22 protein-coding genes and 2 tRNA genes are annotated in these 21,386 nt (G+C 58.7%); 11 read left to right on the top strand and 13 right to left on the bottom strand.

The window, feature by feature from the left end:
• Nucleotides 1-8 precede the first annotated feature (8 nt).
• The 6 genes from ACQ4N7_RS01750 to ACQ4N7_RS01725 form a co-directional block, all read right to left on the bottom strand.
• Nucleotides 9-824: a transporter substrate-binding domain-containing protein gene (locus tag ACQ4N7_RS01750; RefSeq protein ID WP_430709894.1), complete on the bottom strand. Its 816-nt coding sequence runs from the start codon at nt 822-824 to the stop codon at nt 9-11.
• A 314-nt stretch (nt 825-1,138) separates the two neighbouring features.
• Nucleotides 1,139-1,420 (bottom strand): DUF5340 domain-containing protein, encoded by a 282-nt coding sequence (locus ACQ4N7_RS01745; RefSeq protein ID WP_430709893.1) that lies wholly within the window; start codon nt 1,418-1,420, stop codon nt 1,139-1,141.
• A 59-nt stretch (nt 1,421-1,479) separates the two neighbouring features.
• Nucleotides 1,480-2,373 (bottom strand): indole-3-glycerol phosphate synthase TrpC, encoded by an 894-nt coding sequence (gene trpC, locus ACQ4N7_RS01740; protein ID WP_430709892.1) that lies wholly within the window; start codon nt 2,371-2,373, stop codon nt 1,480-1,482.
• Nucleotides 2,374-2,571: 198 nt separating this feature from the next.
• Nucleotides 2,572-4,008: a dihydrolipoyl dehydrogenase gene (gene lpdA / locus ACQ4N7_RS01735; RefSeq protein ID WP_430709891.1), complete on the bottom strand. Its 1,437-nt coding sequence runs from the start codon at nt 4,006-4,008 to the stop codon at nt 2,572-2,574.
• A 374-nt stretch (nt 4,009-4,382) separates the two neighbouring features.
• A complete protein-coding gene (locus tag ACQ4N7_RS01730) occupies nt 4,383-5,168 on the bottom strand; it encodes a TrmH family RNA methyltransferase (protein WP_430709890.1) in 786 nt (261 codons plus the stop codon).
• A 46-nt stretch (nt 5,169-5,214) separates the two neighbouring features.
• A tRNA-Leu gene (locus ACQ4N7_RS01725) sits at nt 5,215-5,298 on the bottom strand.
• A gap of 12 nt (nt 5,299-5,310) precedes the next feature.
• On the opposite strand from ACQ4N7_RS01725, the gene ACQ4N7_RS01720 reads away from it, so the two are divergent.
• Nucleotides 5,311-5,472: a hypothetical protein gene (locus tag ACQ4N7_RS01720; protein WP_430709889.1), complete on the top strand. Its 162-nt coding sequence runs from the start codon at nt 5,311-5,313 to the stop codon at nt 5,470-5,472.
• An 18-nt stretch (nt 5,473-5,490) separates the two neighbouring features.
• Nucleotides 5,491-6,858 (top strand): UDP-N-acetylglucosamine 1-carboxyvinyltransferase, encoded by a 1,368-nt coding sequence (gene murA / locus ACQ4N7_RS01715; protein WP_430709888.1) that lies wholly within the window; start codon nt 5,491-5,493, stop codon nt 6,856-6,858.
• Between the two features lie 51 nt (nt 6,859-6,909).
• Here the strand turns inward: murA and ACQ4N7_RS01710 are convergent, their stop codons facing one another.
• Complete coding sequence (locus tag ACQ4N7_RS01710) at nt 6,910-7,101, bottom strand: hypothetical protein (protein ID WP_430709887.1); 192 nt, start codon at nt 7,099-7,101, stop codon at nt 6,910-6,912.
• On the opposite strand from ACQ4N7_RS01710, the gene ACQ4N7_RS01705 reads away from it, so the two are divergent.
• Nucleotides 7,100-7,843 (top strand): phycobilisome rod-core linker polypeptide, encoded by a 744-nt coding sequence (locus tag ACQ4N7_RS01705; RefSeq protein WP_430709886.1) that lies wholly within the window; start codon nt 7,100-7,102, stop codon nt 7,841-7,843. The genes ACQ4N7_RS01710 and ACQ4N7_RS01705 overlap by 2 nt on opposite strands.
• A gap of 143 nt (nt 7,844-7,986) precedes the next feature.
• Here the strand turns inward: ACQ4N7_RS01705 and tyrS are convergent, their stop codons facing one another.
• The gene (tyrS, locus tag ACQ4N7_RS01700) at nt 7,987-9,219 is read right to left on the bottom strand and encodes a tyrosine--tRNA ligase (protein ID WP_430709885.1); all 1,233 of its coding nucleotides are present in this window, start codon (nt 9,217-9,219) and stop codon (nt 7,987-7,989) included.
• Nucleotides 9,220-9,630: 411 nt separating this feature from the next.
• On the opposite strand from tyrS, the gene ACQ4N7_RS01695 reads away from it, so the two are divergent.
• On the top strand, nt 9,631-11,550 hold the full coding sequence (locus tag ACQ4N7_RS01695) for a transglycosylase domain-containing protein (RefSeq protein ID WP_430709884.1): 1,920 nt from the start codon (nt 9,631-9,633) through the stop codon (nt 11,548-11,550).
• A gap of 187 nt (nt 11,551-11,737) precedes the next feature.
• Here ACQ4N7_RS01695 and ACQ4N7_RS01690 read toward each other — a convergent pair whose 3' ends face one another.
• Nucleotides 11,738-12,121, bottom strand: a complete 384-nt coding sequence (locus ACQ4N7_RS01690; protein WP_430709883.1) for a DUF4168 domain-containing protein — start codon at nt 12,119-12,121, stop codon at nt 11,738-11,740.
• A gap of 199 nt (nt 12,122-12,320) precedes the next feature.
• Here ACQ4N7_RS01690 and ACQ4N7_RS01685 point away from each other — a divergent pair, with 199 nt between their 5' ends.
• The 3 genes from ACQ4N7_RS01685 (at nt 12,321) to ACQ4N7_RS01675 (ending at nt 15,335) form a co-directional block, all read left to right on the top strand.
• Entirely contained in the window at nt 12,321-12,608 is a 288-nt protein-coding gene (locus ACQ4N7_RS01685; RefSeq protein WP_430709882.1) for a helix-turn-helix domain-containing protein, read from the top strand.
• Between the two features lie 84 nt (nt 12,609-12,692).
• Nucleotides 12,693-14,006 (top strand): histidine--tRNA ligase, encoded by a 1,314-nt coding sequence (hisS, locus tag ACQ4N7_RS01680; protein ID WP_430709881.1) that lies wholly within the window; start codon nt 12,693-12,695, stop codon nt 14,004-14,006.
• A 273-nt stretch (nt 14,007-14,279) separates the two neighbouring features.
• Nucleotides 14,280-15,335: a class I SAM-dependent methyltransferase gene (locus ACQ4N7_RS01675; protein WP_430709880.1), complete on the top strand. Its 1,056-nt coding sequence runs from the start codon at nt 14,280-14,282 to the stop codon at nt 15,333-15,335.
• A gap of 167 nt (nt 15,336-15,502) precedes the next feature.
• On the opposite strand, the gene ACQ4N7_RS01670 is transcribed toward ACQ4N7_RS01675, so the two are convergent.
• Nucleotides 15,503-15,982: a methyltransferase domain-containing protein gene (locus tag ACQ4N7_RS01670; protein ID WP_430709879.1), complete on the bottom strand. Its 480-nt coding sequence runs from the start codon at nt 15,980-15,982 to the stop codon at nt 15,503-15,505.
• Nucleotides 15,982-16,599 carry an orotate phosphoribosyltransferase gene (pyrE, locus tag ACQ4N7_RS01665; RefSeq protein WP_430709878.1) on the bottom strand — a complete coding sequence of 206 codons (618 nt, stop codon included), beginning with the start codon at nt 16,597-16,599 and terminating at the stop codon, nt 15,982-15,984. Before pyrE ends, ACQ4N7_RS01670 begins: the two co-directional genes overlap by 1 nt.
• A 208-nt stretch (nt 16,600-16,807) precedes the next feature.
• Between pyrE and ACQ4N7_RS01660 the strand changes: the two genes are divergently transcribed.
• On the top strand, nt 16,808-17,203 hold the full coding sequence (locus ACQ4N7_RS01660) for a hypothetical protein (protein WP_430709877.1): 396 nt from the start codon (nt 16,808-16,810) through the stop codon (nt 17,201-17,203).
• A 76-nt stretch (nt 17,204-17,279) separates the two neighbouring features.
• Here ACQ4N7_RS01660 and ACQ4N7_RS01655 read toward each other — a convergent pair.
• A tRNA-Ile gene (locus ACQ4N7_RS01655) sits at nt 17,280-17,352 on the bottom strand.
• A 196-nt stretch (nt 17,353-17,548) separates the two neighbouring features.
• On the opposite strand from ACQ4N7_RS01655, the gene ACQ4N7_RS01650 reads away from it, so the two are divergent.
• From ACQ4N7_RS01650 to ACQ4N7_RS01640, 3 genes are all read left to right on the top strand, one after another.
• On the top strand, nt 17,549-17,797 hold the full coding sequence (locus tag ACQ4N7_RS01650) for a hypothetical protein (RefSeq protein WP_430709876.1): 249 nt from the start codon (nt 17,549-17,551) through the stop codon (nt 17,795-17,797).
• A gap of 17 nt (nt 17,798-17,814) precedes the next feature.
• Nucleotides 17,815-19,263: a hemolysin family protein gene (locus ACQ4N7_RS01645; RefSeq protein WP_430709875.1), complete on the top strand. Its 1,449-nt coding sequence runs from the start codon at nt 17,815-17,817 to the stop codon at nt 19,261-19,263.
• 368 nt (nt 19,264-19,631) lie between these two features.
• Nucleotides 19,632-20,702 (top strand): Gfo/Idh/MocA family oxidoreductase, encoded by a 1,071-nt coding sequence (locus ACQ4N7_RS01640; protein ID WP_430709874.1) that lies wholly within the window; start codon nt 19,632-19,634, stop codon nt 20,700-20,702.
• Here the strand turns inward: ACQ4N7_RS01640 and ACQ4N7_RS01635 are convergent.
• Entirely contained in the window at nt 20,699-21,274 is a 576-nt protein-coding gene (locus ACQ4N7_RS01635) for a L,D-transpeptidase (RefSeq protein WP_430709873.1), read from the bottom strand. The genes ACQ4N7_RS01640 and ACQ4N7_RS01635 overlap by 4 nt on opposite strands.
• Nucleotides 21,275-21,386: the final 112 nt, after the last annotated feature.

Here is a 21,386-nt window from a genome sequence, read left to right as displayed (position 1 = left end):
GATGCTGACTACTCGGCCGCATCGCCAAACCACTTGACGATCAGCTCTTCCATGAGGCCGCTCGACTCCATCTCGGCTAGCACCTGGTTAAAGTCGTCAACCAGCTCAGAGTCTTTTGGGAATGCGATCGCCGAACCCGCTGGCCCCTCCTCAGCAATCTCGACCGCCTCTAAGTCGGGGTTATTGGCTAAAAAGCCTTCCGCCACCGTGTCTTCAATAATGGCCGCATCGATGCGGCCCGACTTCAGCTCCTGCACAATCTCGTTAATGCGGTTGAGGGGTGCCAGTTCAATACTGGGGGTCGCTTCGGCCAACTCCTGGCCCAGTTTCTCTTGAATGGAGCCCAACTGCACGCCCACAGTTTTGTCGGCCAGGTCGTCGGGCGAGGTGATATTGCTCCCCGATGGAAACACGATCGTCTGCTTGGCGTCGTAGTAAATCTCAGAAAAATCGACGTTTTGCTTGCGCTCTTCGGTGGGGGTCATGCCCGCCATCACAAAATCGGCCCGACCCGCCTGTAGGGCTGGAATCAGGCCGTTAAAGTCAATGTTGGTAATCTCTAGCTCGTAGCCCAGCTCTTCGGCAATGTGGCGGGCAATATCGACATCAAACCCGACGATTTCTTCAGTGCCGCCAGCGGTTTCGACAAACTCGTAGGGGGGGTAGTCGGCGGAGGTCGCCATGGTCAAAACACCGCCCCCCGCCTCATCGCCCCCGGCGGCTGCGTCGTCTCCGGTGGGCTGGCCGCCTCCGCAAGCGGCGGTCAAGCCTACGGTAGCCAGAGCCACAGCGGTAGTGGATGCTAAAAACCAGCGTCGTTTCATGGGCTTTCCTCACAACGTATCGGGGAGGTGGGGCGATCGCGGCCCTACCGGAAGCCATAACCTTAGAGCAAGGTCGTTCCCTCTGGCTAGTACCTCAGTAGAGATGTACTGGCCCATCCTAAGGCTTAACCTATAGCCACTGCCGCTGGGTTAGCAGCACAACAGGAGCGGTAGGTGCAGAGTGGCGATCGCAGGCGGCCAGTGCCCCAGCCTCAGCTGAAATACCAGACTCTGGCCTGACCAGGCTGGCCAGCGCTACATATACAGCTTGCAGAGAAAAAAAGGCCCTGGAAGTAGCCAGGGCTACCGTTCGACTAAATTTCGGCTCTAGGGGCGACATCCTCAGGCAGAAAGCGATCGCCCAGCTGATTGGTCGACCACTGGTATTCGATATCGATTTTGACCTGTTTGCAGGTTTCTTCGAGCTGGCGCTGCTGCGACAGGGCCTTGCGCAGGGCAATGATCAGTTCCTGCACCTGCATGCGAATCTGGGGATTTTGGTAGGCCACCGACATCGTCTGCTGCTCAAGCAGGCGCAGCAGCAGCTCGTAGTGAATGTGGGAGGGTAGCGGGAGCGGTTTGCCTAAATTTGCCATTGCGGTGCCCCAGGGTGCGATCTATTGATTAAACAGGAAGTGCTTGAAGACTTCAGTATCTATACGGTGTTTTTTTGATAAAGCTGGTCAATGGCTAACCCCGGATCGGGCTGCCGAATCAGCGATTCGCCGATCAGCACCGCCGTTGCCCCTGCCGCCGTCACCGCCTGCAAATCGGCCGGGACGTGAATGCCTGACTCACTGACCACAACAGCGCCGCTGGCGGTTAGCTCATTTCGCCGAGCCGCAATCAGTTCGGCGGTGGTCTCTAAACGGGTCGTAAAGGTTTCGAGATCGCGATTGTTGATGCCGATCAGCGCCAGCCCCGGCACTGCCAGCACTCGGTCTAGCTCTTCAAGGGTGTGCACCTCCACCAGCACGGCCATACCCAGCGCCTTAGCAATCTGCACAAAATAGGTCAGATCCTGGTCGGTCAAGATGGCGGCAATCAGCAGCACTGCGTCGGCCCCCTTAGCGCGGGCCAGGTACATCTGGTAGGGGTAGATAATGAACTCTTTGCACAGCAGGGGCAAATCTACCGCCTGGCGAATTTGGGCCAGGTACTCAAAGTCGCCCTGAAAAAAGGCTTTGTCGGTCAGTACCGAGAGGCAGCTGGCTCCGTGGGCGGCATAGGTTTGGGCGATCGCCACCGGGTCAAAGTCGGCTCGCATCACCCCCTGGCTGGGCGAGGCTTTTTTAACCTCGGCAATCAGGGCTGGGGCGGTACGCCCGTCGCGCAGGGCGGCCACAAAATCGCGCGGCGGCGGCGCATCGAGCACCTGCCGCTGCAGGTCGGCCAGGGGCAGACGTTCTCGCAGGGCGGCCACCTCAGTTTCTTTGTGCCAGACAATCTTTTCGAGAATGTGCCTGGGCTCGGCGTCGTCGACTTTGATTTGGTACTGCAAGTTTTTGACCGCAACGGCGGGGTTGGGAGGGCGGCGACGAATCTTCATTGTTTTTGGATTTGGACTTGTAGTGAGCCTGTCGAACTATTGGCGATTTTGGATTGGGGCCGAGGGTAGGGTGGGCAGTGCCCACCATCAACCCTGGGTAAAGAGCAAAGTATCAGGACCGGGCATAACGCGATCGCAGCAGCGGGATTGGCCGGATCAGGACAGGGCGAGAAGGTGGCAATGCTCACCCCACAGGAATTACGCCGGGACGACCACCGCTCGCTTAAAGGCCTCGTCAAGCACCTCCGAGAGGGTGGGGTGGGTGTGCACGCAGAACGACAGGTCGGTAACGGTTTGGCCGTTGGCGATCGCATTGGCCGCCTCCTGAATCAAATCCGCCGCGTGCATACCGATGATGTGGGCTCCCAGAATTTCGCCCGTGTCTTTGCGGTAAATTACCTTAGCCAACCCGTCCGACTCGCCCTCGGCCAGGGCCTTAGAGTTGCCCTTAAAATAGGTGCGCACGGTGTCGATCATAAAGCCCTCGGCCTCGGCCATGAGTTTGGCGGCGGGCTCGGTCAGCCCCACAAAGCTGACTTCGGGGTGGGTGAAGGCCGCCGCCGGAATGCTCATGTAGTTGACGGTGCGAGGCTCACCGCAGATGGTCTCGACGGTGAGAATGCCCTGGGCTGAGGCCGCGTGGGCCAGCATCATTTTGCCGGTGGCGTCGCCGATCGCCCACAGGTGGGGCACCGGCTCGCCATTGCGCAGCACCTGCAAGTGGTCGTCCACCGGAATGAACCCGCGCCGATCGGCCTCCACGCCGACCCGCTCCAGGCCCAGATCTTTCGTCGCCGGAATGCGGCCCGTGGCCACCAGACAGGCGTCAACCTCCAGGGTTTCGACCACCTCGCGGGTCTCGCGATCGGCCAGCTCGATCACCACGGGCGATCCCGGCGTCACCTTCTGGGCAATCACCCCGGCACGGGTTTCGATATCGCGGGGGGCAATCAGCACCCGCTGGGCGATCTTGGCAATATCGGGGTCGAAGGTGGGCATCAGCTGATCCAGCGCTTCGATGATGGTGACTTCACAGCCCAGCGCGGTGTACACGTCTGAAAACTCCAGACCGATGTAGCCGCTGCCGATGATGGCGATCCAGTCGGGTAGCCAGTCGAGCTTGAGCGCCTCGTCACTGGTAAACACCGTTTTGCCGTCGGTTTCAATGCCGGGGGGCACAAAGGGGATCGAACCCGGCGACAGAATAATGTCTCGGGCGGTCACGACTTGCTCGCCATCGGGGGTGGCGATCGCCACTTTCTGCTCCCCCGCCAGCCTGGCCCAGCCCTTGATGATGTCTACGCCCAACCGGGTGAGGCTGTTAGTCATATCGCCCTGGATCTTGCCGACCAGATTTTTGGCGTGGTCGGCGATCGCCTCGCGATCGTAGGTAACGTTGCCGACCGAAATGCCCAGGGACTTGAGGTGGTGCTCATTGCGCAGTTCCCTCACCCGGCCTGAGGCCGCCAGCAGCGCCTTAGAGGGAATGCAGCCCCGATTCACGCAGGTGCCCCCCATCACATCGGCCTCAACAATGGCCGTCTTTAGCCCCCGCTTGACGGCGTGCAGGGCGGCTCCGTGGCCCCCCACCCCAGCACCAATAATCAGCAGGTCATAATCAAATGCGTCGCTCACAGCAGGCTCCTGAACAGGTAATCCAAAAGGGTGAATCAATTTGAGGTGGCGAAGGGCCGACAAACCCAGCTCACACGTACCTACCTTAACCAGTCGGCTAAAGAATTTGGGTCTGATATTTAGACGCCATCCAAGCACCAAGGCAGCTAGAGTTTCCTCTCATTCTTGACCACCGAGAGCAATCAGACAACTCCCAGGCCCGAAACCATACCTCAAAAGCAAGCCCCAAACGCCCCAAAATCAACCCTTTTTCGTCCAATTAGCTCCTCCACGCCTACATCCTCACCTAGCGGCAAGTGCAAAATTCAAAATTTTAATTTTGCACTCATCCCCTTCGAGTCCGCTCAGGGACCATCATCCACTCACCCACCCACCTACCCCTCACCCCACCGCTGCCGTCGCGCCTCATACAGCAGCAGGGCCGCCGCAACTCCCACATTCAGCGATTCCACCTCCCCCACCATAGGAATGCTCACCTGCACCGCAGCCCGGCGCTGCAGCTCTGCCGATAGCCCTGCTCCCTCGTTACCCAGCACAATCACGGTCGGCTGAGTAAAATCCACTGACCAGTAATCCGCTGTGGCGTAGGAACTGGTGGCCACCAGCTGCACGCCGCTCCGATCCCAAGCCGTCAGCAGAGCATCGAGATCATCGACCACCGCCAGAGGCAGCCGAAACCACTGACCCGCCGAGGCCCGCAGCACCTTGGGGTGGTCAGGGGCTACGCTGTCGGCGCTGAGCCACAGGCCCTCGGCTCCGGCAGCTACCGCCGTGCGAATAATCGTGCCCAGGTTGCCCGGGTCTTGCAGGGTTTCGACCACCAGCCCAATGCCCTCAATTTGGGGGTTGGGAGGGCGAAGATTGTGGGGGGCGATCGCCACCACCCCGTCGGGATGCTCGGTAGTCGCCATTGCCTCCAGCACCGCGTCAGACACCAGCTCGACCCGCTCGACCGACCGTTCTAGCGCCAGAGCTAAATCGGCCTGGGCCTCTGCCCAGGCAGGGGTATAGCAGGCGATCGCCAGGGGATAGCGGGTAGCGAGGGCTTCCTGAATGAGGTGGGTGCCTTCGAGCAAAAACTGGGCCTGCGATCGCCGCACTTTGGCCTGGTGCAGCTTACGAATAGATTTAACCAGGGGGTTTTGCAGGCTCGTAAGCATCGGCAGTACCCCCTGGTTATTTTCTCTGCTGCTTGTCTCTTAAAGATGCGGAACCCGGGACTTGAACCCGGATGTTATTGCTAACACTAGGACCTGAACCTAGCGCGTCTACCAATTCCGCCAGTTCCGCTGGCCGGGCGTTATGAGCGCCGCGATTTGTAATCATGCACTGAGTTTGCGCCGGAGTCAAGCATTTGAAAAAAGATTTCGTGATTTTAAGCGAATCGGCTATCCTGATGTGGCCAAGTTTGGCAAAAAAATCTGGATTGCTATGGCGAAATTGATGGTTTCGGGTAGAATCTAGACGAAAATTTGGGAAAAAGTGGAGTTATCAGTTGTGGAGGACACCGCCATCGTTACATCCATTGGTTTGCCCAACCCCTTGACCGCTGCCGAGGCGGATGGTGCTGTGCTTGAGATCACTGGCGGTACTTCCCTAACGGGCCAGGTTGCCATTAGCGGAGCCAAAAATTCTGCCCTCGTTGTGATGGCGGGCACCCTGCTCTGCTCTCAGCCCTGCCGCATTCGCAATATCCCCAACCTGATGGACATTGCTCGCATGGGCGAGGTGCTCACAGCCCTAGGCGTCAAGCTCAAGCGCGAGGGCGATGCCCTCACCGTCGATGCCAGCACCATTGCCCATACCAAAGCCCCCTACGACGTCGTCAGTCGGCTACGGGCCAGCTTTTTTGTCATTGGTCCACTGCTCGCCCGCATGGGGGTAGCGCGCATTCCCCTGCCCGGCGGCTGTGCGATTGGGGCGCGCCCGGTTGAGCTACACGTGCGCGGCTTGCAGGCCATGGGGGCCGACGTGCACATTGAGCACGGCACCGTTCACGCCTACGTACCGGGCAGCGGTGGTCGCCTCAAGGGAGCCAAAATTTACCTCGACTACCCCAGCGTTGGGGCCACCGAAACCCTGATGATGGCCGCGACGCTGGCGGATGGCGAAACCATTATTGAAAATGCGGCCCAGGAGCCTGAGGTGACCGACCTGGCCAACTTCTGTCGGGCAATGGGGGCGCGTATTCGTGGGGCGGGCACCAACACCATCACGATCGCGGGTGTGCCCAGTCTGCACAGCACCGACTACGGCATTATTCCAGACCGCATCGAGGCGGGCACATTTCTGGTAGCAGGGGCCATCACCCGCTCTGAAATCAGCCTGTCGCCCATTATTCCTGAGCATTTGACCGCTGTGATTGCCAAGCTCCACGAAATTGGCGGCCAGGTGGTCATAGACGGGCCAAATCGAGTGCGCTACGTGCCCTCTCACGCGATCGCGTCAACCGATATTCAAACCGGGCCGTTTCCCGGCTTTCCCACCGATATGCAGGCCCAGTTTATGGCCCTGATGGCGGTTTGCGAAGGCAGCAGCCTGATCACCGAAACCGTATTTGAAAATCGCCTGCGCCACGTGGCCGAACTCAACCGCATGGGGGCCGATATTCGCCTGAACGGCAACTGCGCCATCATTAAGGGGGTGCATCAGCTCTCTGGCGCGCCGGTGCTGGCCACCGACCTGCGGGCCTCGGCGGCGCTGGTGCTGGCGGGTTTGGCCGCCAAAGGCACAACTACCATTCAAGGGCTGCACCACCTCGATCGCGGCTACGACGATCTAGAGGGCAAGCTGCGCCTGCTGGGGGCCAACCTGCGCCGCTACACCGATGGAGCGACGGTGCCGGTCTAGGTGAGATCGCCTTCGGCTGGCCTCGGTCTACGGCCTAGCCGAAAGGGGATGTTACAGAGGCGATCGCCCGTCCAGACTGCCAAAATCAGCGTTCCATACGAATTGACCCTGCTGTTGCAACGGCGGGGTCAATTCGTATTGGTTAAGAAAAACATCAAAATTATCGAGCAGAATTCGCCGCTGGGAAGTCTGAGCATAAGCCACAGGATGGTTGATAGTTTCTCTTGCAGGAAGGTTTGCCATGACGTCTACAGACGAGTTTTCGGTTAAAGAAATTACGGTGAGTCGGCAGTCTCCGGGGGAAGAACGCCAGGCGGCTCTGCACCAGATCTATGCTCAGGTATTAGAGCGGCAGCCCTACGGGTTTGAGCGCAAACAGCTGGCTAAAATTGAGGCAGAATTTTTAAAGAATAAAATCGGCGTCAAGCGATTCTTGCGCGAGCTGGGTCATTCTGAGGTATATCTCAACGAGTTTTACTACAACTCCTCAAATCCTAAATTTATTGAGCTGTGCTTTAAGCACTTTATTGGCCGTGCCCCTGGTGATTCTACAGAAATGCACATTTACTGCGATATTCTGATGCGCCAGGGAGTCAAGGCTATGATTACTGCCCTACTCGATTCTGAAGACTACCTGCGCCATTTTGGCTGCTTTACTGTGCCCCACGCCTGGACTTGGGCCAACTATCCCTCACCCAAAACATTTTGGGAAACCGATGTGCTGCTCCATGAGCTACACGGGCGGCGGGGCTGGATTGTACCGACCATGACCTGGCACAACCTGCGCCTTGACTGCGATGGCGGTAGCTGCAGCCTGCCCGAACCCAATGCTCCCCAAAGGGCTGCGGCGACAACCTCAGGAAGCGATGCTTTGCACCAGGTGCTCAGCACAATGGGCCCCCAAGATTTAGAAAAGTTTGCCTCTACTCTCTCGGTCACCGAGCGCGACAAGCTGCGCCACCTGCTGATGCAGCCTGTCCGCTAGTACTTGAGCAATCTAATGATCTCAGGCTCTAACGGCTCAGGGTTCAAGGCTTGAGGTATTTAGTCCCAGCAAGCCTTGAACCGCATACCTTAAACCCTGAACCCCGCTAACCTGTCACCCCCGGCGGGGCCGACGACCAGGGTTTAAGGAACCAGGCGGGCAAACTTTTTCTTGCCTACCTGAACCACCTTGCCCACTAGCTCGTCGGCGCTGGCAAATTCCCGGTTGGGGTCGGTCAGCTTTTCGCCGTCGAGCTTGACGGCCCCCCCTTGAATTTGGCGACGGGCTTCGCTGCTGCTGGCGCACAGGTTGGTAGCCCCCACCAGGTAAAACAGCTTGGCCGGAAAGTTAACCCCGGCCAGCGAAAACTCGGGCACGCCTGCGGCTGGCTCGCCGGTACCCTGCACCAGGCTGATGGCGGCCTGCTGGGCCTGCTGCGCCGCTGCCTCGCCGTGGAACTGCCGAGTGACCTCTAGGGCCAGCAGCTTCTGGCGATCGCGCGGATTTTCGGGCAGTGTGCCCAGGGCCAAGGGCGTCAGCAGTTCAAAATAGTCGCCAATCAGGGCGTCGGGCACCTTTTCGAGCTTGGAGTACATGCTGAGCGGGTCTTCCTGTAGCCCTACGTAGTTGCCCAGCGACTTTGACATTTTTTGGCTGCCGTCGGTGCCCAGCAGCAGGGGCAGCAGGAGGCCAAACTGAGGTCTGAGGCCAAAGTGCCGCTGCAGGTCGCGCCCAACGGCAATGTTGAATTTTTGGTCGGTGCCGCCCAGCTCGACGTCAGACTCCACCGCCACCGAGTCGTAGCCCTGCATCAGAGGGTAGAGAAACTCGTGCAGAAAAACGGGATCGCCTTTGCCGTAGCGCTCAGAAAAGCCCTCTTTGGCCAACATTTGCCCCACGGTCATGGTGCTGAGCAGCGCCAAAATTTTGCCCAGATCGAGGCCAGACAGCCACTCCGAGTTGTAGCGCACCTCCAGCCGCCCCGGTGTATCAAAATCGAGAATGGGGCGCACCTGCTCCAGATAGGTTTTGGCATTGGCCTTGACGTCGGCCTCGGTAAGCTGGCGGCGCACCTCTGACTTGCCGGTGGGGTCGCCAATGCGGGCGGTAAAGTCGCCAATGATCAGTACAGCGGTATGGCCAGCGTCTTGAAAGGCGCGCAGCTTGCGTACCGGAATGCTGTGGCCCAGGTGAATTTCAGCCCCGGTAGGGTCGATCCCCAGCTTGACCCGCAGCGGGCGATCGCACTGAAGCAGCCGCTGCACCAGATTTTGCTCAGGGTCGCTGGAGTCGGGCTGGTCGGGAAAGACCTCGCTAATGCCCCGGTAAATGGTCTCAAACTGAGCTGGGGGAGCGCTGGAGTTGGCCTGGGGCATGGTGAATTAAAAACGGAGTTATGTAGGCAGATAGTGGGGAACCCAACCGGGACAGCAGCGGCACAGCCTGGGCGATCGCGGCCAAAAATTATAAATTTTGGCAAAACTGGCCCTTAGCTTCTCCTTATAACCGTCTGCGAGGCTAGGATAAGCGTGCTTGCGATCGCGCTTGAGCCGGTCTCTCAGCATCACTGCCGCGCAACGGTCTGAATCATCCCCTGAAGCTGGTTTTCGATCGGTTCGATTAACCTGTAACTAGCTGGGGTCGGTTCACTTATCTAGAGGGTCATTATAATGGCCTAACCGTCACCTACTGACGCGCAGCCCCATCAAAAGCAGCCCTGTTAAAAGCAGTCCTTAGCGTCTATCGTTATCTACCGCCAACATCTTTAGCAGCCTTTAATAGCCAACGTGTCATCCAACACCCTTCGCCACAAAAGTCGATCTCAGCCTCAGCCCCTGCGCCGAGCGCCCAACGTACTCAAGTATGTGCAAGACGTGGGCCAGGTAGCCGCAGCGGCGCTGCTGGGGACTACCATGATCGCCAGTTCTGTCATGGCTGGCGGGCTAGTGGGGTTAGCCATTAGCTTTCGCAACCTGCCCGACGTGCGGGTGCTGCGCAACTACGTGCCTAGCGAAACTAGCTACATCTACGACATCAATGGCACCCTGCTCTACAGCCTCCACGACGAGGCCAACCGCGAGGTTGTCGACCTCGATGACATGTCGCCCCACCTGAAGCGGGCCGTGTTGGCGATCGAAGACAGCTATTTTTACTCTCACAACGGCATCAACCCCAGCAGCGTAGGCCGAGCTATGGTGGCCAACCTAACGGCTGGATCTACCGTAGAGGGCGGTTCTACCGTCACCATGCAGCTGGTGAAGAACCTATTTTTGACCCCCGAGCGGGCCATTAGTCGCAAAGTGGCAGAGGCAGTGCTAGCCCTGCGCCTAGAGCAAATCTTCAGCAAAGACGAAATTCTGGAGATGTACCTCAACCAGGTGTACTGGGGGCACAACAACTACGGCGCTGAAACGGCATCGCAGAGCTACTTCAACAAATCGGCTAGAGACCTAACCCTGCCCGAAGCGGCGATGATAGCGGGGCTAATTCAGGCTCCAGAAAGCTATAGCCCCTTCCACGACTACCAGGCCACCAAGCAGCGCCAGGCAATTGTGCTCAACCGCATGCGCCAGCTGGGCTGGATTACACCCGAGGAAGAGGTGGCGGCCCGCGATACGCCCCTGCTTCTGGGTGAGGTGAAATCGTTTCGCAGCAGCATCTCCCCCTACGTGACCGAGGCAACGGTGCAGGAGCTGAAGCAGCGCTTTGGCAACGAGGCGGTGGTCAAGGGCGGCATGCGGGTGCAGACTACCGTCGATTTGGGCATGCAGCAAATGGCCGAGGCCACCGTGCAGCGGCACAACGCCCGCATTCGCCACATCGCTGACCAGATGGCATTGGTAGCCATTGACCCCCGCACTCACTTTGTTAAGGCCATGGTCGGCGGGGTTGACTATCAGCAGAGCCAGTTTAACCGAGCTACTCAGGCCTACCGGCAGCCGGGGTCGGCCTTTAAGCCGTTTGTTTACTACACAGCCTTTGCCACCGGCCGCTACACGCCAGACAGCTCCATTGCCGATACTCCTGTGAGCTATCCTGACGGCTATCGCTACTACAGCCCCAAAAACTACGACGGCAGTTTTATGGGCAATATCCCCATTCGTACCGCCCTGGAGATGTCGCGTAACGTGCCAGCCGTGAAGCTGGGTCAGGCGGTCGGAGTGAACCAAATTATCGAGCTGTGCCGCACTCTGGGCATCAATAGCCCAATGCAGCCAGTCACCTCGCTACCCTTAGGAGCGGTAGACCTGACCCCAATGGAAATGGCCGGAGCCTACGCCACCTTTGCCAGCAATGGCTGGTACTCTGAGCCGACCTTTATCTTGCAGGTAAGCGACAGCAGCGGTAACGTGCTGCTCGACAACACCCCTCAGCCCCAGCTGGTGCTCGACCCCTGGGCCGCCGCTGCCCTCACTGATGTATTGCAGGGGGTCATTGCCCGCGGCACGGGTACAGCGGCCCAAATTGGGCGACCCGCCGCCGGTAAAACCGGCACTACTGACTCCCAGCGCGACGTGTGGTTTGTGGGCTATGTGCCCCAACTCTCGGCGGCGGTGTGGATTGGTAACGACAACTACTCACCGATGCGATCGGGCACAACTGGGGGTACCTACGCCGCCCCGGTATGGAAAGACTTTATGCAGCAGGCTTTAGTCAATGTGCCGGTTGAAAACTTTAGGCGACCTTCAGAGTTTGTGCAGCCCTAGTACTGCCGTGCGGAGTGCAAAATTCAAAGTTCAAAATGAAAGATTGCCGTGCCTAAATGCCGTGCCTAAATGTTTTAAGCTGCCTGAACGGCAGGCTTATGACTAACTTGCTGTACCACAGCCTGTTATCAAGTCTCGGTTCAGTCCTGATCTCTGCTGCCACGCCTGGCCTAAAAACAGCTCTGGGTTAGGGCTCGGCTTCGTCGATCTGGGCCAGGACGCGATCGCGAAACTCCGGGTCGCTGTTGGCCAGCCCCAGCAGTTCCCAGTAGGCCGACAGGGTGAGCCCGTTGGCCTGAATTAAATCTAGAGCCGCCGCCTGAATCTCCTGCTGCATCTGGCGCGACTCGGTATCGGTTTCGGCCCGCTGCAGGCTCAGCTCGCGCGACTCGATCAGCTTCACCACGGCCATATAGGCCCTGACAAAGCGGCTGACGGTTTCGGAAGGAATGTCGCTGGCATCGGGGGCGGCGGGGGCGGCCAGAGGCGCAGCATCGGCGGGCGCGGGTGAGGCTGCGATCGCAGGCAGACCCCACCCCAGCAGCAGAATTGCAATCAGGCTCAGACTCACTAGGCTATTTATGCATCGCACCAGCAGGCAGCTGCCCCTTTTGACCTTGCGCCCAGGTCCATCGATAGCGGTCATTCTATACCAGTCATCCATCACAGCAATGCCGGAAACGCGTTCTAGAAGCCTACCCGAAACCAGATCGCCTATAGTGGTAGTGGACCTAAGCATAAATACATAATGACAAAGGGAACAGACCGCCATGGCAAGCGATGAGATGTCTCCGGTGCCCGGCCAGGGAAGCCTTTCTGACCGGGAGCTACAGATCGTAGAGCTAGTGGCATCGGGGCTAACCAATCAGGAAATTTCTGAGAAGCTTGAGATTAGCAAGCGCACCGTGGACAACCACATCAGCAATATTTTGACGAAAACGGCAACCGGCAACCGGGTGGCGCTGTTTCGCTGGGCACTGCAGTCGGGTAAGGTCTGTATCGACGAAGTCAACTGCTGCGTGCTGCCCGAGGTCAAACCCGAAAGCCAGGAGGCCTGAGCCGCTGGCTCCGAGTCCAACACGGGCTATGATGGGGATTCTGTATTGCCCTTCTGTATTGCCCCTGAGAGCGCCTGTTCAGCTATGGAGCCCATTCAATCCCTGCCCGGAACTGAAGATATTTTGCCGAAGGCGCAGTTTGTTGGCCAAGACCTCAAGGTAGCCGATATTCAAACCTGGCAGCGGGTGGAGGCGACGGCGCGCGATATTTTGGGTCGGGCCGTTTACCGCGAAATTCGCACCCCTACCTTTGAGGCCACGGCCCTGTTTGAGCGAGGCATCGGCGAAGCCACCGACGTGGTGGGCAAGGAGATGTACAGCTTTACAGATAAGGGCGATCGCAGCTGTACCCTACGCCCGGAAGGCACCGCCGGAGTAGTGCGAGCTTACGTGCAGCACAGCCTCTATGCCCAGGGGGGCGTGCAGCGACTCTGGTACAGCGGCCCCATGTTTCGCTACGAACGGCCCCAAAAAGGTCGCCAGCGGCAGTTTCACCAGGTTGGCGTCGAGGTGTTGGGCAGCGCCGACCCCCGCGCCGATGTCGAGGTGATTGCCCTGGCCACCGATATTTTGCAGGCCCTGGGCCTCAAGAATTTGACCTTTTACCTGAACTCGGTGGGCGATAAAAGCGATCGCGCCCGCTACCGCGAGGCCCTGGTTAACTACCTCAGCCCCTACACTGCCGATTTGGATGCCGATTCGCGCGATCGGCTCACCCGCAACCCCCTCCGCATTCTCGACAGCAAAGACGAAAAGACCCAGGCCATCACCGCCGATGCACCCAGCATTTTGGACTATCTCGGGCCTGACTCTAAACGCCACTTTGACCAGGTGCTGGCTCAGCTCACCGGCCTTGGCATCGCCTTTGAGCTCAACCCGCGCCTGGTGCGAGGGCTCGACTACTACACCCACACCGCCTTTGAGATTCAGTCTCAAGATTTGGGAGCCCAGGCAACCGTGTGCGGCGGCGGTCGCTACGACGGTTTGGTAGAAGAACTGGGCGGCCCGGCCACCCCTGCTGTCGGCTGGGCGATCGGCCTGGAGCGCCTCACCCTGCTGCTCGAAACCCTCCAGCAGGCCACCACCACCGCCCCTGACCTCTACCTGGTGTCGCGGGGCGAGCAGGCCGAGGCCAGCGCCCTGCAGCTAGCCCAAAAATTGCGGCATCGGGGTTTGGCCGTAGAGCTTGACCTCAGCGGCTCGGCCTTTGGCAAGCAGTTTAAGCGGGCCGATCGCAGCGGTGCAGCCGCCTGTCTGATCGTGGGCGACGACGAAGCCGCCCAGGGCACCGTGCAGATCAAGTGGCTGGGCTCCGGCGACCAAACCAGCCTCTCTCAGGCCGCGCTGCTCAGCGATATCGATGGGTTTTTACAGCAGATTCAGAGCGCTCGCGCTTAGCCCAGCGCCATCGAGCCGGTAGACATCGAGCAGACCAAAAACTCAGGTTCAGCCCTCGGCTCAATTCTGCTGGGCAGCTGACGGCGCGAATACGGTTCGTCTATCCCATCTCCGACCAGTGAGGTTGGGAGATGGGTATGCGATCGCAATCGGCATCACGCCTGAGACTCGGGATCCCACTCAGGGGGAGGAGCACATGCCTCCAAGATTTCGTTACAATCTTTTACACTGACAGAATATCCCTTGTTCAATAAATAATTTACCGCTGGTCGTATGCCTGACACCATCACAAAACTGGCTTACCAAGCCTTTCAACAGGGTAAGAGTTACTTTGGGCTGGCCCACAAAACCGTCACTACGCAGGTCATGCAGGCGGTCAACCCGCCCAAACACATTCAAACCAGGCCCCTGGATGTCAAAGACCTCCAACTGCTTCAGCAGCGTATGAATGCCCTGCTGGAGCGTGACTGGCAAGATGCCGAGGCCGGGGTTTACCCCAAAGAGCTGTTGTTCGACAACCCCTGGGACGATTTCTTCCGGTTCTACCCACTGGTATGCCTAGATCTGCCCAACATTTGGGAGCGGCTCAACAAGCGCGATTACCACACCTTTACCGACGACGTTGACACGCAAGGGTATCCCAAGTACTACCTGCAAAACTTCCACCACCAGACCAACGGCTACCTGAGCGACATGTCGGCAAACCTGTATGACCTGCAGGTGGAAATTCTCTTCAATGGCACCGCCGACCCCATGCGGCGACGCATTCTGGCCCCCCTCAAGCAGGGCCTAGCGGCGGCTGGTATCACCGAGGGGGCTAAGGTGCTGGATGTGGCCTGCGGCACCGGGCGCACGCTCAGCATGATTCGTGAGGCCCTGCCCAAGGCCTCGCTGTACGGGGTTGACCTATCGCCGACCTACCTGCGCAAGGCGAATGAAAACCTGACCGCCAAGCCCGGCGTGCTGCCGCAGCTCATTCAGGCTAACGGCGAGAGCCTGCCCTTTATCGACAACTATTTTGACGGCGTGGTGAGCGTTTTCTTGTTCCACGAGCTACCGGCTGTGGCTCGACAGAACGTGATTAACGAGATGTATCGGGTTGTGAAGCCCGGTGGCACCGTGGTGCTGTGCGACTCCATTCAGCGGCTCGATTCGCCTGAATTTGAGGCGGCGATGGAGAACTTCCCGGCGATGTTCCACGAGCCCTACTACCGCCACTACACCACCGACGACCTCAACCTGCGCCTGAGCGATGCGGGCTTTGAGGAGATTGGCAATCAGGTCCACTTCATGAGCAAATACTGGGTGGGCCGCAAACCAGCCGTCTAAGCGGCTAATGGCCTGTCCTCGTTCCAAGGCTCTGCGTTGGAATGCCTGCTGGAGGCTCCGCCTCCTCAACTGGGCGATAGAACCATACAACCAGGGTGCTCTAGCTACACGGCACCCAGAGTTAACCGCCCCTAGTCGTTGACTAGAGGCGGTTGTTTTGCACAAGCTCAGGGAATCTGCCATAGATAAAGCACCGAATCTTCCTCTGATGGTTCAAGGCGCAGGGTGAGGTTTGGTGGCCAGTCGCCCATATCGAACATGTGCGAGACAATGCGGCTACCCGATCGCAGCTGGGTTTGCAGGCGCGATCGCAGCCGCAGATTCAGGTGGGGTAGCAGGTAGATTAGCACCACCGTAGCGTTGTGCAGGTCGGTCTCAAACAGGTTGTCCTGGATGAATTCCAGACGATCGTCAACCTCGGCCAAGCGAGCGCTGACGCGGGCATGCTCTAAGAGAACTGGGTCAACGTCAATGCCTATCCCCCGCACGCCGTAGTCGAGGACTGCCTGAATCAGCAGCCGACCGTCGCCGCAGCCCAGGTCGTACACTACATCGTCAGCGGCTAGATCGGCCAGCTTGAGCATGGCGGCGGCGGCATCGGCGGGGGTGGGCACAAAGCCGATATCGGGGCGGGGCGGGGCTGACATTAGGCGGGGTTGAGCGCGGCCCAGTGAGCCTGGATATCTTGAATGGTAAACAGAGCCTTGAAGGGGAGGCTGTGGCTCTGGTAAAGCTCGGCCCCGCCCTGCTGGCGATCGACTAGGGCCAGAATTTGATTGACCTGGTACCCAGCGGACTGGAGGCGATCGACCGCCTTGAGGGCCGACTGGCCGGTGGTGACCACGTCTTCGAGCACCGTTACGGCACTGCCGGGCGGCAGCGTGAGGCCTTCGATGTAGGCTCGGGTACCGTGCCCTTTGGCCTCTTTGCGAATAATTAGCGGAAACAGATAGCGTTTACCGTAGAGGCCCACCAGGCTGACGGCGGTGACCAGCGGGTCGGCACCCAGCGTTAGCCCCGCCACGGCGGTCGTCTCGGCAGGCACTAAATCGAGCAGCAGGCGACCCACCAGCAGCGCCCCCTGGGGGTGGAGGGTAACCAGCTTACCGTTGATGTAGTAGGTGCTGCGCTGGCCCGAGGTGAGCACAAAGTCGCCTTCCTGGTAGGCTCCCCGGCAAAATAAATCGAGCAGGGGCGATCGCAGAGCGGCGGTTTCTAGACCCAGTAGATCAGAAGCTGAGATATTCAGCAGTAGCTCGTCCATGGAGGGGGAATTCCTTAAAAATGCTCCAGTTTTCTGCGATCGCGTTATAAAGGACATGCACGGGCGATCGGTTCGGCATGGTTTTGTGTAAACTAGGGGATTTTTACCCTAGGGCCAGCTTCAAAGCATGGGCCAAGAGGCCAGAATCGTAACCCCCAAAATCGCGACCTATTCCGGCACTACGTTATTGAGTTGAGGAGGCTTGGCCATGGGCATTCAATTAAATCATATTTCTGGTCTAACACTGGCGCTGCTGGCGGCGGCGGTGGTTGCGCCCGCTGCGATCGCTCAAGATCCAGCACCCGTCACCATTCCTGATGCCTTAGAAGACCTGGGCACCACCTACTCCGGCGACTACTTCAGAAACCGGGGCATTATTCGTCAGGGCAAGCGCATCATCGGCCTCGACTTCCCTGAGCGCGCTCTGGAGTGGGATGCCAACGCCACCTCCGCCGCCGTAAGAGATATCTTGCTGCTGCAGACGACCAGCGACCCCACCATTCGGGTGCCCGATCTGGCCAACCCCTACAGCAGCAGCCTGCTGACAAGCCCCAGCAGCAGCGTGCCCTACGTTGGCTCAGAGTTCATCTTTGAACAGTTCTAACCATCTACCGCCCGGGCGGGTTCGGCTCTAACCCTTTGGCCTGCTTACCCCATATAGGGCAAGCAGCGATCAAAAATCCAGGGTGCAGGAGTTGAACCTGCCTGGGGCGAATTATGAGTTCGCTGCCTAATCCGCTCGGCCAACCCTGGGATGCTACCTCAACGGTAAAGCACTTCCTATTGTACGCGCAGGTCTAAACCTTAATCTTAAATTTTGTTTGAGGCTTAAACTTTATAATTGGGGTAACGTTGAAGCCTGGGCGGTCAAAAGCTATTTTCAGACCCAGGCTGCCTCAGGTTATTTTATTGCTCAGGCCATTTCCGGTTATCCATTTTTGCCCCTGCCATGAACCCTGCCGTCGCGTTTACGTTAATTTTGCTCTCGCTGATGATTGGTTCAGGGGTAGTCAGCGCGTCGTGGGGGTTTACCCTGGGGCGACAGGCGCTGACCGGTGTGCGTCAGCCCGAAACTCGACCCACAAGCGGTTCTCCCGTGGCTCGTGAGGCGGGCGCAGCAGGCCATGGCGACGTGGTTTTAGTCAACGAAGCTGAAGTTTTGCAGCAGGTAAAAACTCGCACTAGCGGCGGCCAGTAGCTTTTAGGCACTGGATCATGGGCGTTCTCCCCTATGTATTATTAGCCGTCGTTATTCCCGAACAGCTGTCAGCAACCGCGATCGCATCCCGGTTGCTGGCGGTACTGCTGCTCATTGGCATCAACGCCTTTTTTGTAGCGGCTGAGTTTTCAATGGTGTCGGTGCGGCGATCGCGCATCAGCCAGCTGGTCTCCGAGGGCGATGTGCAGGCCAAAACGGTGCAGCAGCTCCAGCGCAGCCTCGATCGCCTGCTGTCTACCACCCAGCTGGGCATTACCCTATCCAGCCTGGCGCTGGGGTGGGTGGGCGAGGGCACAATGGCCGTCACCCTGGCCTTTTGGATTAGCCAAACGCCCCTCAGCCCCGCCCGCAGCGAAGCTCTGGCTCACGCCCTGGCGATTCCGGTCGCCTTTTTTCTCGTTGCATACTTGCAGATTGTGCTGGGGGAACTGTGTCCTAAATCGGTGGCGATGCTGTACCCCGAGCAGGTGGCCCGCTTTTTAGGCCCCCCCAGCCTGACCATTGCCCGTCTGTTTAACCCCTTTATCTGGATTTTGAATCAGTCGACCCGGCTGCTGCTGCGGCTGGTCAACATTCGCTACAGCGATCAGGTCAGCTACAGCCGCCTCACCCCCGAAGAACTGCAGCTGATCATTCGCACCACGACCGAAACTCCGGGTCTGGAGGCCGAAGAGCGCGAGCTGCTCAACAACGTGTTTGAGTTTCGCGACGTCACCGCCGGAGAGATCATGGTGCCCCGCACCCAGATCAACGCCATTCCCCTGATGGCCACCTTTGGAGAACTGATCGAGGTGGTGGCCACCACCGAGCACTCCCGCTACCCGGTGATGGGAGACTCCCTCGACGACATCCAGGGCATGGTCGAGCTGAAGCAGTTTTTGCAGCCCCTGGCCCGCCAGCAGATCAATGCCGATACTCCGCTTCGGGCCTGGGTGAAACCAGCTCGGTTTGTGCCCGAGCACACCCCTTTGCACGAGCTGCTGGCCACCATGCAGCGCACCGGCCAGGAACTCGTCATTGTCGTCGATGAGTTTGGCGGCACCGCCGGACTGCTCACCCTCCACGATTTAACGACCGAAATTATTGGCGATATTCACGAGCCCGATGACCAGGAACGGCTGGTGCAGCTGCTGGCCGATCAGTCATACCGAATCAAGGCTCATACCGATATCGAAGAGGTCAACGAACTGCTTAACCTGGCTCTGCCCTATGCCGATGACTACCAAACCCTGGGGGGTTTTTTGATCTACCAGATGCAGAAAATTCCGCGATCGGGCGATCGCCTGGTGTTTGCCGATCACGAGTGGGTGGTGCTCTCGACCGATGGCCCCCGGCTCAAAGACATTCTGGTGCGATCGCTAGATTCCCTGCCGCCGGAGCATGAGCCAGACGGACGCAGTACCGCCCCATCCCCCACCGACTCCGATCAAACCTTCACGCCCTAAAGCGCTCAGACGCTATCCCTTAGCCATCGGAGGCAGACGATCGCGATCGCTGAGAGATTCAGCTACCTGGCCACCTGTGCAACTGCCATAGGTGGCTCGACGGCACCCCTAAGCATCGGTAGCATAAAAAAGCAGGCAAATATTCGGAAAACGAGTACAGATCTGTGCCAGATTGCGAATCTGGTCGTAAATCTATGCTTCTCTGCCGAGGAATGTCGCTATTCTTTACAGAGTGAAGCATTGTGATACTATCTGAGTAATTTTACCTGGCCGTCCCAGTTCTTCATTGCTCTGACGTTCGCAACGGATTGCTGCCTAACTGTCGGCGTATCTTTGTCTCCCTAGGAAGGACAGGCGTGCAAAACCCCATGTTGTCATCTGCCTTAGACATGCACCTAACTCGCAACCTACCAGATCCTATTCGTGTCGGCGTTATTGGCGTGGGCAACATGGGCCAGCACCATACCCGCGTTCTCAGCCGGTTCAAAGACGTAGAGCTGGTCGGAGTATCAGATGTCAACGTAGAGCGGGGGCTAGACACCGCTGGCAAATACAGAATTCGGTTTTTTGAGGACTACCAAGAGCTGCTCAACCACGTCGACGCCGTGTGCGTAGCGGTGCCTACCCGACTCCACCACACCGTAGGCATGGCCTGCTTGCAGGCCGGCGTGCACATTTTGATTGAAAAGCCCATTGCCGCCAGCATTGCCGAGGCAGAGTCGCTGGTCAATGCAGCGGCGGCCGCCAACTGCATACTGCAGGTGGGTCATATTGAGCGGTTCAACCCCGCCTTCCAGGAGCTCCACAAGGTGCTTAAGACCGAAGAACTGCTGGCCCTCGAAGCTCGCCGCATGAGCCCCTATTCCCAGCGGGCTAACGACGTATCGGTGGTGCTCGACCTGATGATCCACGACATTGATCTCCTGCTGGAGCTAGCGGGGTCAACGGTTGCCACCCTCACCGCCAGCGGCAGCCGCGCCTCTAACTCTGGATACCTAGACTACGTCACCGCTACCCTGGGTTTTAGCAATGGCATTGTGGCTACCCTCACTTCCAGCAAAGTCACCCACCGCAAAATTCGCAGCATTACGGCCCACTGCAAAAACTCCCTCACCGACGCCGATTTTCTCAACAACGAGATTTTGATTCATCGGCAGACCACCGCCGACTGCTCCTCTGACTACGGCCAGGTGCTCTACCGCCAGGACGGCCTGATCGAAAAAGTCTACACCAGCAACATCGAGCCGCTCCACGCTGAGCTAGAGCACTTTATCAACTGCGTGCGCGGCGGCGAAAAGCCCTCTGTCGGCGGCGAGCAGGCGCTCAAAGCCCTCAGACTGGCCAGCCTGATTGAGCAAATGGCCCTAGACGGCAAGCCCTGGCACCACTTTGACCTGACCGCTGTGGGCGGCGAGCTACCTGTAGCCGTGCAGGTTTAGGGCACCACCTTAACAGGGGTGCCTATTTTGAGGTGGCTGTAGAGCGTGTGAATGTCTGCTTCCAGCATGCGTACGCAGCCGTGGGAAACGGCCTCGCCAATCAGGGTTTCCTGGTTGGTGCCGTGGATGCCAATGTGATACTGGCCCTGCAGCGCAAAGCCAATCCAGCGAGAGCCGAGGGGATTGCTGGGGCCAGGGCCGATCGCTTCCTTAGTAATGGGATGCTGCCACACCGGATCGGTACGCATGTCGCGGACGGCAAATTCCCCTGTGGGAGTTTCCCAGTCATCCTGACCAATGGCCACAGGAAACTCGTCGCGCACGACATCGTTTTGGTAGAGGGTGAGCCGTCGTCGACTCAGGCTGATTACCACGCGGGTGTTGGCGGTAATTAAGGTTTCGGGGGCCTGGGTAATGAGCGGCACCAGACGGGTCAGACGGGTGCGCTCAAAGGGAGCCTCAAACCGCCAGCGCGAGTTTACCTGGTCTTGCCAGGTGGCGGCAGCCAGCAGCCCGGCAGCGCCGTAGCACAGCACCATCAGACAGCGTTTTAGGGGAGCTGGCGCATCCATAGGCCGTTCTAATCGATCCCACCCAACTCCAGCATACTGCTATCCCCGGGTTCTAGCCCCTCTGCTGAGCAGCGCTCCAGGGCAAGTGCTGCAGGGGGTTGATATGATTGAG

Origin of the sequence: Nodosilinea sp. AN01ver1 (genome assembly GCF_050565655.1) — a bacterium.
GTDB lineage: Bacteria > Cyanobacteriota > Cyanobacteriia > Phormidesmidales > Phormidesmidaceae > Nodosilinea.
The sequence above is the reverse complement of the archived record's forward strand: the minus strand, read 5'-3'. Positions and strand labels throughout refer to the sequence as shown.